This is a genomic window from Pseudomonas sp. 9.1(2019) (assembly GCF_009910445.1).
In the GTDB taxonomy this organism is placed as follows: Bacteria; Pseudomonadota; Gammaproteobacteria; order Pseudomonadales; family Pseudomonadaceae; genus Aquipseudomonas; species Aquipseudomonas paraversuta.
In genome coordinates, this window is record NZ_VBWF01000010.1 from 156,477 (window position 1) to 169,512 (window position 13,036).

The 13,036-nt window shown below is 60.8% G+C and carries 9 protein-coding genes; 3 read left to right on the forward strand and 6 right to left on the reverse strand.

Translation table 11 applies throughout. The features are described from left to right. Positions 1-3 precede the first annotated feature (3 nt). The 6 genes from FEZ21_RS14230 to FEZ21_RS14255 all read right to left on the reverse strand — a co-directional run bounded on the left by FEZ21_RS14230 (position 4) and on the right by FEZ21_RS14255 (position 7,927). Positions 4-1,068, reverse strand: coding sequence for a hypothetical protein (locus FEZ21_RS14230; protein ID WP_003445274.1), 1,065 nt, complete (start codon positions 1,066-1,068; stop codon positions 4-6). Continuing rightward, positions 1,062-1,868 (reverse strand): ABC transporter ATP-binding protein, encoded by an 807-nt coding sequence (locus FEZ21_RS14235; RefSeq protein WP_160627547.1) that lies wholly within the window; start codon positions 1,866-1,868, stop codon positions 1,062-1,064. The genes FEZ21_RS14230 and FEZ21_RS14235 overlap by 7 nt, the downstream gene beginning before the upstream one ends. Further along, positions 1,865-2,929, reverse strand: coding sequence for an iron ABC transporter permease (locus FEZ21_RS14240; protein WP_010656582.1), 1,065 nt, complete (start codon positions 2,927-2,929; stop codon positions 1,865-1,867). Before FEZ21_RS14240 ends, FEZ21_RS14235 begins: the two co-directional genes overlap by 4 nt. Then, positions 2,926-4,023, reverse strand: coding sequence for an ABC transporter substrate-binding protein (locus FEZ21_RS14245; RefSeq protein ID WP_003445281.1), 1,098 nt, complete (start codon positions 4,021-4,023; stop codon positions 2,926-2,928). Before FEZ21_RS14245 ends, FEZ21_RS14240 begins: the two co-directional genes overlap by 4 nt. A 64-nt stretch (positions 4,024-4,087) precedes the next feature. After that, positions 4,088-6,313, reverse strand: a complete 2,226-nt coding sequence (locus FEZ21_RS14250) for a TonB-dependent siderophore receptor (protein WP_010656581.1) — start codon at positions 6,311-6,313, stop codon at positions 4,088-4,090. Positions 6,314-6,433: 120 nt separating this feature from the next. Next, the gene (locus tag FEZ21_RS14255) at positions 6,434-7,927 is read right to left on the reverse strand and encodes an MFS transporter (protein WP_003445284.1); all 1,494 of its coding nucleotides are present in this window, start codon (positions 7,925-7,927) and stop codon (positions 6,434-6,436) included. Positions 7,928-8,538: 611 nt separating this feature from the next. On the opposite strand from FEZ21_RS14255, the gene FEZ21_RS14260 reads away from it, so the two are divergent. The 3 genes from FEZ21_RS14260 to FEZ21_RS14270 all read left to right on the forward strand — a co-directional run bounded on the left by FEZ21_RS14260 (position 8,539) and on the right by FEZ21_RS14270 (position 12,936). Continuing rightward, positions 8,539-10,548, forward strand: a complete 2,010-nt coding sequence (locus FEZ21_RS14260) for a TonB-dependent receptor (RefSeq protein WP_160627549.1) — start codon at positions 8,539-8,541, stop codon at positions 10,546-10,548. A 17-nt stretch (positions 10,549-10,565) separates the two neighbouring features. Beyond that, positions 10,566-11,603, forward strand: coding sequence for a methyltransferase (locus FEZ21_RS14265; protein WP_003445288.1), 1,038 nt, complete (start codon positions 10,566-10,568; stop codon positions 11,601-11,603). A 118-nt stretch (positions 11,604-11,721) separates the two neighbouring features. Further along, positions 11,722-12,936: an MFS transporter gene (locus FEZ21_RS14270; RefSeq protein ID WP_010656579.1), complete on the forward strand. Its 1,215-nt coding sequence runs from the start codon at positions 11,722-11,724 to the stop codon at positions 12,934-12,936. Positions 12,937-13,036 lie beyond the last annotated feature (100 nt).

Sequence of the window (13,036 nt, forward strand, 5' to 3'; positions counted from 1 at the left end):
GTCTCATTCGAAAAAGGCTGGGCGTGCGCCAACGGTCAGGCTGGCGTGGGTGCGCGGGTGGCTGAGGCACAGCGTGCGTAACCCGGCATTGCTGCCGGAATACCAGGCCCCACCGCGCAAAAGCAGGCGTTCGCCGTAGTTGCGCAAATACAGTTGGTCGCCGTCGACAAGGTCATGAAGGGGGTACAGCCCCAGCAGTTTGAACAGGAACGGGGACTCGCATGCCAACGTGCTGCGTAGCTGGTTGAAGGCGCAATCCAGTAGGCCTGGGGAGTTGGCATCGCTACCGGGCTCACCGTTGTGGTGCTGGACCTGCTCGGCAAGTACCGCCAGCCCTGCATTACCTTCACGGCCGGGGCGCAGGGCATCAAATTTGGCACTACCGGGCGATCGGCAAGGCACCAGTACGCCATCGCCAAGGCGGATCGCCTGCCAGGCACCTGAATCCCGTGACAGGTCGGCGTGGGCAGCATCATTGTTGGCGATTAACTGTATTTCGCCATCGAGCAGTCGCAAGCCTGACTGCCACTCCCAGACGTTGCCGCACAGGTCAGCAATGCCGAACGGACTGAGGTCATGGCGCCAGGTAGCGGGGCCTGAACCCGAGACCATGACCGGGTCATTTTCGGTACCGTAAGGGGCGTCCTCGTGGCCGGTATTGCCTTGTGGCGAGTAGCCGCTGGCAATACACCACAACGCCAATGCCGAGCGTTCGGCATGGGTGCTCAAATGCCAGCCCTGGCCACAGGTTCTGGCTGCCCGGTTACTACGGTTGAAGTCCAGGTTGCGGCTGGGCAACTGCCCGGGCAGGCTTAGCAGTTCGTTGTCGCGCAGTACCCCTTGGTATACCCCGTAGAAGATTTCGCTGAGTGGTCGGTCATTGACGATAAACGCCGGGTGCAATTGCCCGCCGGGGGTGTCGATCGCACCGTTGCTATCGACCGTGAAGCGGGGTACCACATACAAATGGCTGGGTTGGCCCCTGGCGGTGTAGCGCACGGTTTGCCGGCCGCCCGAGGCTTTTTCAACAGCGGCGCGCAGTGGATCTTTGATCAGTAAGTTCAGCATTTTTCGATGGTCCTTTGCAGGGATGAGGCAAGGGGCTGCTCGACCATGACCATCCAGTGGCCGGTCGTGCAATGCTCGAGACGGGCCTGTACGCCATAGACCCTGGCCAGCAGGGCAGGGGTCAGTACGTGCAGAGGCGGGCCATGGGCAATGATTTGTCCGTCGTGCAGCACCAGCACCGCATCGGCATACCGCAGGGCCTGATTGATGTCGTGGATCGCCATTACCACGCACAGCCCCTGTTCGCGTACCAGCCGTTGCAACAGGTTGAGTACCTGGTACTGGCGGCGCAGGTCCAGCGCGCTGGTGGGTTCGTCGAGCAACAAGGTTTGCGGTTGGCGGACCATCGCCTGGGCGATGCCGACCAGCTGGCGCTGGCCGCCACTCAGTTCATCGAGCATACAGGCGGCCAGGTGGGCGATTTCCAGCAGGTGCAAGGTACGACTGACAGCATCCAGTTGTACCTGACTGACACTCCAGCCACCCCCTTGCTTGCACGCCAGTAACACGGCTTCGAACACCCGCAGCGAGGTCTGCATACCCAGGTCCTGCGGTACATACACCGGGCGCGCGGGGTGGTGCGCGGGCCAATGCTCCAGCGGCTGTCGATTGCAAAATACAGCACTACGGCTAGGGATTTCGCCACTGAGGCTGCGCAAGAGGGTCGATTTGCCCGCGGCATTGGAGCCCAGCAACGCGGTCAGGGTGCCAGCCTGCAAAGGCCCGAAGCTGAGCGCGCGCAGTACCGGCCGACGGCTGAACGCCACCGACAGGCGTTGCACGTTGAGACGCTCGGTCATCGTGACCTCCGCTTCAGGATCAGGGTGAAAAACAGTGGCACGCCCACCAGTGAAGTAACGATCCCTATGGGCAGGGTTTGCCCCGGCAACACCGATTTGCTGAGCACTGAGGCCAGCGACAGCATTAACGCCCCGCAGAGTGCCGAGGCGGGGAGCAGGAAACGTTGGTCATCGCCCACCAGCATGCGCGCGATGTGCGGTCCGACAAGGCCGACAAAACCGATGGTGCCCACAAATGAAACGCACACCGCAGCAAGCAGGCTGCTGAGTAAAATGCTGTGCAAGCGCAGGCGGCCCACATTCACCCCAAGGCTGGTAGCCCGGGACTCACCCAGGCGCAGTGCGGTCAGTGCCCATGCATGACGCGCGAAGATCGGCCAGACCGCCAGCAGGACCGTGCTCATGATGCCCAGCTTCATCCAGTCGGCGCGGGCCAGGCTGCCCATCGTCCAGAACACCACGGCCGACAGGGCCTGGTCCGGGGCGATGTACTGCAGCGCCTCAAGCAAGGCGTTAAAGGTGAAAACCAGCGTGGTGCCGAGCAGCACAATCATCTGCGTGGTGATACCGCGCTGCTTGCTCAGGTAGTAAATAAACCAGGCCGCAGCCATGGCCATGGCAAAGGCATTTATCGGGATCGCAAAGGCAACGGCGGCAGCGGGGAGCACGTTTACGCCGAGAATCATGCCAAGTGCCGCACCAAAGCTGGCGGCTGCCGACAGGCCCAGCGTGAACGGGCTGGCCAGCGGGTTATTCAGCACCGTTTGCATCTGTGCACCGGCCATCGACAGGCTGGCGCCGACAACGAGCGCGGTGAGGGCAACCGGCAGGCGGATCTCCCAGAAGATCACTTGGACGGCCAACGGCGCTTGCCAATCCCAGAGCGCCGTGAGAACCGCCAGCGGCGGGTACAGCGATTGCCCTGTGGCCAGGTCCATCAGCAGCGAGAACAATAACAACAAGGCCATGGCACTGATCCAGAGCAACCGGCGGCGACTAAGCGAGGCGTACAACTGCCGACCGTTTTGCAGTGGTGAAGGCAAGCGGGAATCGCAGGTCATGAATGTTCCTCAAGGCTGAGCCAGTACCCTTGCTGATAAGGCACGGGCAGAAAGCGTCGGTGCAGCTCGGCAAACACGGCGTCGGGGTCAAGGTCCGTGAAATGCTGCGGGTGCAGCCATTTGGCGATTTGCAGCACGGCAATAAAGTGGCAAGGGTTGTCGTAGAACGGATGCCAAATGGCGTGGACGCGCCCGGCGTGAACGGCATTGAGTGTTCGATAGGCCGGGCGTTGCATCAGGTGTCTGAGTTGTTCACGACCGTGTTCAAGGTCGGCCCCGGGCCCCAGGTTGACCCAGCTGCCGGCGGGTGAATACAGCGTCCAGTTGGCTCCCGTGACCAGGATTACATCGGGCTGGGCGGCAATCACCTGCTCCGGGTGCAAGGTGCCGAAGGGGCCGTGCAACCAGTGCTGCCCAAGGTTGTCGCCGGCTGCGGCCGTTATCAACTCACCAAAGTTGCCGTCGCCATACGACAGGCAGCAATCATCGTAGAGCCCGGCAGCGCGCTCGATCATCACACTGGGGCGCTCAGGCGCCGGAGTGAGATGGTTGGCGATGTGCTGCAGGTGCTCGCGACGAAAATCGATGAAGTCGGCGGCGCGCTGCTGCTGGCCTAACAGTTGACCCATCAGCCTCAGTGAAGGCTCGGTGTTTTCCAGGATGTGACTGCGAAAATCAACATACATAATCGCAATGCCAGCTTGCTCCATATGCCTGGCGAAGCCTGAAGACTCGGCGCCGGAGCGCGAGCTGAGGTTGAGCACTATCACATCCGGGCGCAGTGAAATGGCCAGTTCGGCGTCCAGCGCGCCGACACTTGAGCCCTTAAAGGTCGGGATTGCATCGATATAGGCAAAGCGTCGCTGGTAGGCGCGATAACCCTCCAGGTCTGCCGCACGAAAGTTGTCGGCCCAGCCCACCACATTCGCGAATGGATCATCGGGTTCAAGCAAGGCCATGACATACGCCAGCGGCCCGTCGCCGAGCACAATGCGTTTTGCCGGTAGTGTCATGTGCAGAGTGCGCCCGGCAATATCTCTGAGTCGCGAGCGCATTGCCCCTGCGCTGATCAGGGGGCTGAGACTGGCGGCCACGGCCCCTGCTGCGAGCGAGCGCAGCAGAGTCCGACGAGTTAAAGACATTAAAGGAGGCATCGACTTACCACCGGTATGACAAAGTGCTGGTGATGGTTCGATCCAGACCGATAAAGCAATACAGCTCGGATGAGCAGCTGGCCACGTAATGCTTGTTGGCCAGATTCGATACATTCAAGGCTAATTGCGCCCCTTTGAACGTGCTCTGCATCTGCCCCAGGTCATAACGCAGCGCGAGGTCAACGAGAGTCACAGCCGGAACCTTGAAACTGTTGGTGGGGTTGCCGTAGGTCGAGCCAACGTACCGCAGGCCGCCGCCCAGGTTCAGCCCGGCGAGTGCTGGTAGCGGCAAGTCATAGTCCAGCCATGTGGCCGCCGTGTGCCGGGGTGTTTGGGTCAGCGAGCGACCTTCGTAGCGGGTGTCTTGAGTGATCCGATTGTCAAGGTAGGCGTAGCTGAACAGGCCATTGAGACGTTCGGTGAATGCGCTATTGGCTTCTATTTCAAAGCCTCGTGAGCGCACGCTCCCGGCCTGGGTGTAGAACCCCAGGTGTTCGCTGTCAGCTGTTTTGACGTTGTCCTGGGTCAGTTCATAGACCGAGGCGGTCAGCGTTGTGCGTGCATCCTCAGACTGGAATTTGAGCCCCGCCTCGTACTGTTTGGCCGTGACCGGGACAAAGGCTGCCCCCGCGTAATCTGCACCCAGGACCGGATCGAACGAAGTGGCGTAGCTGATGTAAGGCGCCAGACCGTTATCAAACAGGTAACTGAAGCCGATGCGGTAGCTCCACTTTTGATCGGTCTGGCTGCTTTTGGTCATGGCCGGTGTATAGGCCTGCGAGCGGTCATGGAGCTGGGATTTGTCGTGGCGCAGGCTCACCATCAGGCGCCATTGTTCATAACTTATCTGGTCTTGCAGGTAATAGCCCAAGCGGTCGAATTGCTGATCCACCGAATACGGGTTGTGTGTCTTGCTGTCGGTAAAATCCGGACGGGCACTGGGACGATAATGAGTGGCTGCATTGGGATCGAACAGCACCGGTGTCATGCGGTAAGACTGGCTGCGCAAGGTACCGCTCTGATAGTCAACACCGGCCAGCAGCAGGTGCCGGGTATTGCCGATTTCCTGGGTGCCGGTGAAGTAATTGTCCATGGAAAAGGTATTGGAACTGGACGGGGCGAGACCGTAAGTGCCCTCCAGCCAGAGCCGGCCATCGATGGTTTTGTAGCCGTAGATCGAGGTCCGGGTGATATCCGAATTCACATACTGATAACGCGCATTGCTGTGCAGGCTCCAGTTTGCGTCAAGGCTGTGTTCAAACAGGGAACTGACCGAGTCCTGCTTGCGGCTTGAATCCTGAAAGTGCATGTCGGTGTAATTGCGCCGCACATTGAGCCGGGCGAACGGGCTGTGGTTTAAACCCAGCGCCACGGCTGGCAGGCTGTTGTAATCGGGTATTTCAGGCTCTTGCTGATGTTGTGCGAGTACCGTCCAGCGCGTTTGCCCGGTGGGCTGCCAGGTGATGGCAGGCGCGATCATGTAGCGTTCATGGCGCACGTCCTCGACCTGCCCGTGGCTGGCCAGGCCTACACCGGTGAGCCGATAGAGCAGGGTGCCACTGTCATTCAACGGCCCGGTGCTGTCGAAGCTGACTTCCTTGTGGGCAAACGAGCCATATTGCAGGTTGATCTCGTGCGCTTCCTGCGGCTGTGGGCGCCGACTAACCTGGTTGATCACGCCACCCCCCGTGCCTTGGCCGTAAACGGCAGCGGCTGGCCCGCGCAGCACTTCAATGCGCTCCAGCGCATAAGGGTCGATCTGCGGGCTCCAGGTAGAGACGTTGCTGATCATGCGCAAGCCATCGAGGTAATAGTCGGCATCCACGCCACGGATACGGGTGAGGTCGAGTTGATCACCGAAGCCTCCGTATTTTTCGCTATTGGCCCCGGCTGTGTAGCGCAATGCCTGGCTAACGCTGGCGGGTTGCTGGGCATCTATCAGGTCGCGGGTCACCACAGAAATCGACTGAGGCGTTTCGTGTATCGCACTCAGGGTTTTGGTTCCCGCAGTGCTGTGAGTGGCGATGTAGCCGGTGACCGGGCCATCGGTCTCTTCAAGCGCCTCGCCGGTGACATTCACGGCGTCCAGTTGCAGCGGCTCTTGAGCATTTGCGCTGCTATTGAAGCCGTGAGTGCACAGTGCAAGTACCAGCACACCCGTATTTAGCCGGACATTCAACGGTGCAGCAGCGGGGCTTGGGGTGGCGCGGAAGCTCACAACGTTTTCCATGACGTATGCCCTTGTAGCGGTAGGAGGGAGACTGAAAGTGAGCGCATAGTAATATTCGACTGACCGTCGGTCAATCGATATGAGAATAATTATCGATTGGCCTGTGAGGTTCGCTACACATCACACTGCATGCGTTGGAGCGAGCTGGTTTCGACTTTTCTGCATGGCCAGCACCAGCGCAGCCAACAGGCTGCAACACCCGGCACTGAGCATGGCCAGGTTGAAACCTGAAGCCAGAGCGCGGGCATAGTCCAAGGTCCAAGTCGCCTGCGCGGGCAGGCTGTGTTGTTGAATCGCGGCATGCGCCAACCTGGCTGCATCCGGTATGCCTTGCGCAAGCAAGGCGCTGTGTAAGTGCCGGGTTGCCTGCAAGCTCATCAACGAACCCAGTAGTGCAATGCCCAGGCTCATGCCGGTTTGGCGCAGGGCGTTCATCGTCGCTGAGGCTACGGCTGCCTGAGGCGTGGTTACGCTGGTCATTACCGCCAGCCCGGTCGCGGGTATTGCTGCGCCCATGCCAATACCGAGCAGGGAAAACAGCAGAAAGATGATCGGGTAGGGCGTGTTTTGGGTGAATAACGCCATGCTGGCCATGGCTATCGCGATCAGCACGTAACTGCCGAGCAGCATGCGTGAAGGCCCCAGCAAGCGTTGCATCCTTGCGCAGACCAGAGATACAAGGGCCATGCAGACGAAGGTTGGCATCATGCGTAATCCGGTCTGCGATGCCGACCAGCCTTGTACTTGTTGCAAATAGAGCGAGAAGAAAAACAGGCTGCTGTAACACGAAAATCCGAGCACGAACGAAGCCAGGTTGGCCGCTGCAAAGTGTCGGTTTTTAAACAGTCCCAGTGGCAGTAATGGTCGGGCGGTTCGATGCTCAACCCAGATGAAAACCGCCAGTAATCCCAGGCCGATGGCACAAGCAAACTGCACCGCGAGTTCGCTAAAACCGTGCTCGCCCGCTCGTATCAGGCCGTAACCCAGGCTGCCAAGTCCGCAAACACTGAGCAGTTGGCCCCACGGGTCCAAAGCGGCCTGTTCGGGATGTTTGCGCTCACTGATCCCCCAGCTACCGAGTGCCAGTGCCAGCAGCCCGATGGGCAGGTTGATCAAGAAAATACTTGGCCAGCCGAATGCATGAATCATCAGTCCACCCAGCAGGGGGCCGAGTACCAGTGCCAGCGCACTGCAAGCTGACCAGCAGCCGATGGCGTGCGCACGCTCTTTAGGGACACTGAATGCATGGGTTATGAGTGGTAAAGCGCCCGGGATCAGCACCGCGCCGGCAATACCCTGAATGGCTCTGCCGATCAGTAAAAATGTCAGGCTGGTGGCCAGGGCGCATATCAGCGAGGCGGCGCTGAACAGCACGATACTGCTCAACCAGGTGCGTTTGTGTCCGAATCGGTCGCCAAGAGGGCCGGCACATAATATAAACGCCGACAGGCAGATGGCGTAGGCACTGACCACCCACTGCAAGCCTGCCATGTCGGTACCCAGAGCCTGTTGAATAGAAGGTAATGCCACGTTGACGATGCTGATATCCAGCGATGCCAGAAAGGTACCCAGGCTTGCAGCGAGCAGCAGGGCATAGCGTTTGGAAGATGACATTGGACAGTCCTGATGAAGAAAGAACGGGTACTATAATTTCACTGACCGGCGGTCAGTCAATATTTATAGTTGAAGTTTTATAACATTGGGGAGCATCTGAAGCGTGTCAGCCGCAATGTATGTTTGCTGAAAGTGCAGAGGGCTTCTGGGGAACGGATGATGTCCAGTAACACCCGGTCGGAGCGAGATCTGTGCCAGATGCGGCGCTGCAGGTTCACACCTTGAGGTTACGCCCGGGCGAGATGTCCATCACGCTTGCAGTTCCACCAGCACCAGGCTCTTGAGGTAGCCCGCACGGGCGTGCCCTGACGGTAGCAATTGCGCTGTCGGGACAATCAAGCAATACGGATATCTGCATGGCAAAGGCCCGTGAGCTTCTGGAGTCAGGCATCTATGTGTCTACGGTGGCGGTTTCAACACTTTTCGAGCTGCAGTAGCGCTTTTGAAAAGTATTACGGGTGCACCCCCAGGTGATTGCGTCATACAAAATAGTGCGCGCCGGAATCCAGATGTAATTCGTTGGATGGCATACAAACAACAATGATTATCATTCTTTGTCGCTGATAACCTTTCTGCCATTGAACCAATGAGCATGTCTGGGAGCGCATCAAATGAATGTCAATCTGCCTGGGGCCAGTCGTTGCGCCTGGGGAAAAAGCACATCGCTATGGGCCGCCTTGCTGGTTGCCGCTGCTTCGCCGGCCGAAGCGCTGGAAGAGCTGCCAGCGATCACGGTGACCGCCAATACCTTGTCCCAGAGTGCAGAATCGGTACCGGCGGCGATGAGTGTGTTCGACGGCCAGACCCTGGAGCGCGAGCATGTACAGGACCTGCCGGCCTTGTTGCGGCGGGTTCCGGGCTTCGGCTTCCAGCCCTTCGGCCAGTCGGCGATCCAGCCGCCGGTGGTGCGCGGTATCAGTTCCAACTTTGCCTCTTATTCCTCCTCGGCACTGATGATGGTCGACGGGGTCCCGACCTTTATGGCCCAGGGTTTTGATCACGATATGCTGGGCATCGAGCGGGTCGAGGTGCTGCGCGGGCCGCAGTCGGCCCTGTATGGGCGCAACGCTGAAGCCGGGGTAGTGAATATCTATACCCGCGCCCCGGACAATACCCCGCGCGCGCGCCTGTCCACCGAACTGGGCAGCCGTGACAGGCGCGTGGCCCGCGCCGACCTCAGCGGGCCGCTGGTAGAGGACCGGTTGTTCCTCGGGGTCACCGGCAACTGGAGCGAACAGGATGGCTTCATTGACGACCTCTACCATGGCGGCCAGGCCGACGACCGCAAAAAACACGGCGAGCGCATGGCATTGCGCTGGACGCCGGACGACACGAGCGAGGCCATCCTGCGCTACTCGCGTCAGGACTATGACGATGGTGCAGCCCAGTGGGGCGCATCCGGCACCCGTCGCACGCGGGTCAGTTCCGGCGTGCGGGGCTGGGATCATTCGAGTGCACGCAGCGTGTCCCTGGACCTGAGCACCGAACTGGCTTCGGGTTTAAAGTTTCGCTCGGTAACCGGCAACAGCGACTTTTATGACCGGGTCTTGCAGGACACTGATTTCCGGCCTGCCGACGCGCTGCATATCGGCCGCGACAACCACTTCAATACCCTGTCCCAACAGTTCACCCTGGAGGGCACGCTGGGCGACAGTCAATGGGTCACCGGGATGTATTTTGACCGCGACCGCCACGACCTGGGCGGCGAGCAAAAGACCCCGATGCACCTGTTGCCCTACAGCGCCAAACTGCAAGGGCACAGCGCGGCACTGTTCAGCCACTGGATGATCCCGCTGGCCGAACGCTGGACCCTGACCCTGGGCGGACGCGCCGAACGCGACTTTGTACGCTTCACCCCGCAAGGCGGCGATTCGCGCGATGCCTCATGGAAGCGTTTCTCGCCCAAGGTTGCGCTGCAATACGAATGGATGGATGACGCCTTCCTCTATGCCAGCGTCGCTGACGGCTTCCGCGCCGGCAGCTTCAATACCTTCAGCCCGGCCGCCAACTATCCGGCCTATGCCCCGGAAAAAGTCCGCTCCTGGGAGATCGGGCTCAAGGGCGGCGCCCTCGACCGCCGCCTGCTGTACTCGGTGGCCCTGTACACCATGAGTATCGACGACATGCAGGTGCAGCAGATGCTCACCCCGGGAGTGGTGTACATCGCCAATGCTGCGTCTGCGCGTTCCAGTGGCCTGGAATTGCAGACGGACTACCTGCTGGGTGACGGCTGGAAGATCCAGGGCGCACTGGCGGCCAACCGTACCCGTTTCGACAGTTTCGCCGACGGTGCCAATGACTACTCCGGCAATCACAACCCGTTCGCCCCGGACCTGACCGGCAACCTGGGGCTGCGCTACGACGCCGAAAACCGCTGGTACACCCAGCTCAATCTGAGCGCCGTCAGCCGCACCTACCTGGACGCGGCCAACAGCAACAGCCGGGCTGGTTACGGCCTGGTGGACCTGGATGTCGGGCGCAGTTTCGAGCGCTTCGAAATCAGTGCTTACGTCAACAACCTGGCCAACAAACGCTACGACGCAGTGGGCTACCAGAATGGTTTCGTGGACGTCTACAGCCCCCCTCGGGAGTTGGGATTGCGTCTGACGTTCGACTTGTAAATAAGGGAGTACAGAGCGTGAATATCATTGATTTCAATCACAGCCACCCGCTGCAAGCCTATTGGCAACTGGCCGGCGCAGCGGTTCAGGCCGAAGCCCTGACCCTGGCGCTGGAACTGGATCTGTTCAGTGCCCTGAAGCAGCCGCTCGACGTGCCAACCCTGGCCGCACGCCTGCAACTGGCGCCGGACAACACAGGCCACTGGCTCGAATTACTCTGGAGCATGGCGCTGTTGCAGCGCATAGACGGGCCGCACGGCAGCCGCTATGGCTTGAGCGAAATCTCACGGCGCTACTGGTTGCCCGGGCCAAACGGTTGTGTCGACGCCTGGCATTTCCGGGTCAAGGCCTTGCGTCAGTCAGGTGCCAGCCTGCGTCAGCGGGTGGTTGGCGAACCTGCTATGGCGCCAGCAAAACCTGCGGGCAGTGGGCAGGACTGGGCCGCGGCAGCGGCCAGCCACATTGCTCAGGAGCAACGGGCCATCAGTGTGCCGGCCGTGCTTGCATTGCTGCAGATACTGCCCGGGGTGCAGCGCGCCGAGCGGGTGCTCGACCTCGGTGGCGGGCCGGGTCTGGTGGCCCAGGCCCTCGTGCGGCAATACCCCGGCCTGCACGCGACAGTCTTCGACTGGCCACCCACTGCTGCGGTGGCCGGGCAACTGGCGGCCGATGCCGGCTTGCAGGAGCGCATCGCGATTCTTGGCGGCGACCTGAGCCAGGACACATTTGGCGAAGGCTATGACGTGATCTGGTGTTCCTCGGTGTTGCATTTCGTGCCTGATTGCCTCGACCTGCTGCGCCGCGTGCATGACGCATTGCGCCCGGGCGGGCTGTTTATCAGCGCCCACGCCGAACGCTCCGGGCAACCTGGAATGAATGTGCGGGTCATGCCGTATTACCTGTCAATGCTGATGGCCGGACGTTTTGTCCCGCGTGCCGGGGAATTGGCCGGGCTGCTGGTGCAGGCGGGGTTCGCCAGCGTAGAGCTTGGCGGTGAATGCGATTTCCCCATGGCCCCGTTGACCGTGTGGCTGGCACGCAAAGGCGAGCAATGATCCCCGGCCTGCCGCTCTTGTGTCCGATGGCCAGTCCTGTGGCCTGATCTTCATTTCTTGCTGTCCACCCGCGTATGGCTCTGCCATGCGCCGGGTTTTCTATTGTCTGGAGTTTCTTATGAGCATTGAACAATCCGCCGCCACCGGGCCCGGGCAGGGCGCTTTGGCGCGCGGCGAACTGTGGCTGTTGGCAGGCTTTATTGTGGTGACACTGAACTTGCGGATCGCTTTTGCCGGGCTCGGGCCGATCCTCGGCGAGCTGCGCCTGAGCACGACCCAAGCGACCCTGATCGCTTCTCTGCCGCCCATTTGCCTGAGCCTGTTCGCCCTGGTGGGGGTTCGCCTGCGCCAGCGTTTTGGTGAAGAGCGCACCTTATTTGCGGCTTTGTCAGTGCTGGCCGTGGGCTGTGGGATGCGAGCCCTTGGTGTGAGTGGTCTGTTTGCCGGAACCCTGCTCGCCGGCGTCGGTATTGCGGTAATGAATGTGGTGGTGCCGGCCCTGGTGCGCAAGCGGTTCCAGCCGACCCGGATCGGCCACATCATGGGCCTGTTTTCATTGATGCTCGGGGGTGGCGCAGTCTTGACCGCCGGCTTGACCGTGCCGATTTATCAGGGCCTGGGGGGCAATGTCGACGCCGCCTACCTGACCTTGGGTGCCTGGGCGATTCCGGCGTTGATCGCTCTGGTGTTCTGGGCACCCCAACTGATCCATGGCCAGCCGGTTGCCGCTACGGCCCCAACGTTGAGCGCAGTCCGGCCCCGGGTGCTGAAAAACCGTACGGCCTGGTCGATTACCCTGTTCTTCGGCTTGCAGGCCTTGAACCTCTACGGCTTGCTGGTGTGGTTGCCGGGCATTTACATCGAGCGGGGTGCCACCGTCGGCCAGGCGGCACTGTACCTTGCGGTGTCCCAGGCGGGTCTGATACTGGGCGGCTACTTCGCGCCGGTGCTGGCGGCCCGGGTCAAGGACCAGAGGGGCTACATTGCAGCCACTGTGGGCTGTTGCCTGGCAGGTTGCCTGGGCCTTTTGTATGCCCCTTTGCCCATGGCCTGGGTGGCGATGCTCATACTGGGAGTCGGCCAGGGCGCGGGCCCGGCCCTGAGTGCCTTGCTGTTTGTGCTGCGCAGCCCCGACCAACAGGTCACCACTCAGTTGTCGGGCATGGCCCAGGGCTTTGGTTTCATGATTGCAGTGCTCGGCCCGCTGGGCATGGGCCTGCTGCATCAGTACTTCGGCGGCTGGGACCTGCCGGTGCAAGCCTTGATCGCCATCCTGGTGTTCGAGCTTTGTGTTTCGTTGCGTGCCGGCAAACCCGGCACCCTGGCCGATTGAACACAAAGGAACAGGCATACCCTATGAAGTGCCCGTGAGTCAGCGGATCAATACACGCCTGGAGCAAGCCGCGGCGCAATCAGGCCGCGGCGCAGTCATC

What these genes read in the sequence shown, in the direction of transcription:
- FEZ21_RS14230 (WP_003445274.1), bottom strand. Translation starts at nt 1,068, where the DNA reads ATGCTGAACTTACTGATCAAAGATCCACTGCGCGCCGCTGTTGAAAAA.
- FEZ21_RS14235 (WP_160627547.1), bottom strand. Translation starts at nt 1,868, where the DNA reads ATGACCGAGCGTCTCAACGTGCAACGCCTGTCGGTGGCGTTCAGCCGT.
- FEZ21_RS14240 (WP_010656582.1), bottom strand. Translation starts at nt 2,929, where the DNA reads ATGACCTGCGATTCCCGCTTGCCTTCACCACTGCAAAACGGTCGGCAG.
- FEZ21_RS14250 (WP_010656581.1), bottom strand. Translation starts at nt 6,313, where the DNA reads ATGGAAAACGTTGTGAGCTTCCGCGCCACCCCAAGCCCCGCTGCTGCA.
- FEZ21_RS14255 (WP_003445284.1), bottom strand. Translation starts at nt 7,927, where the DNA reads ATGTCATCTTCCAAACGCTATGCCCTGCTGCTCGCTGCAAGCCTGGGT.
- FEZ21_RS14260 (WP_160627549.1), top strand. Translation starts at nt 8,539, where the DNA reads ATGAATGTCAATCTGCCTGGGGCCAGTCGTTGCGCCTGGGGAAAAAGC.
- FEZ21_RS14270 (WP_010656579.1), top strand. Translation starts at nt 11,722, where the DNA reads ATGAGCATTGAACAATCCGCCGCCACCGGGCCCGGGCAGGGCGCTTTG.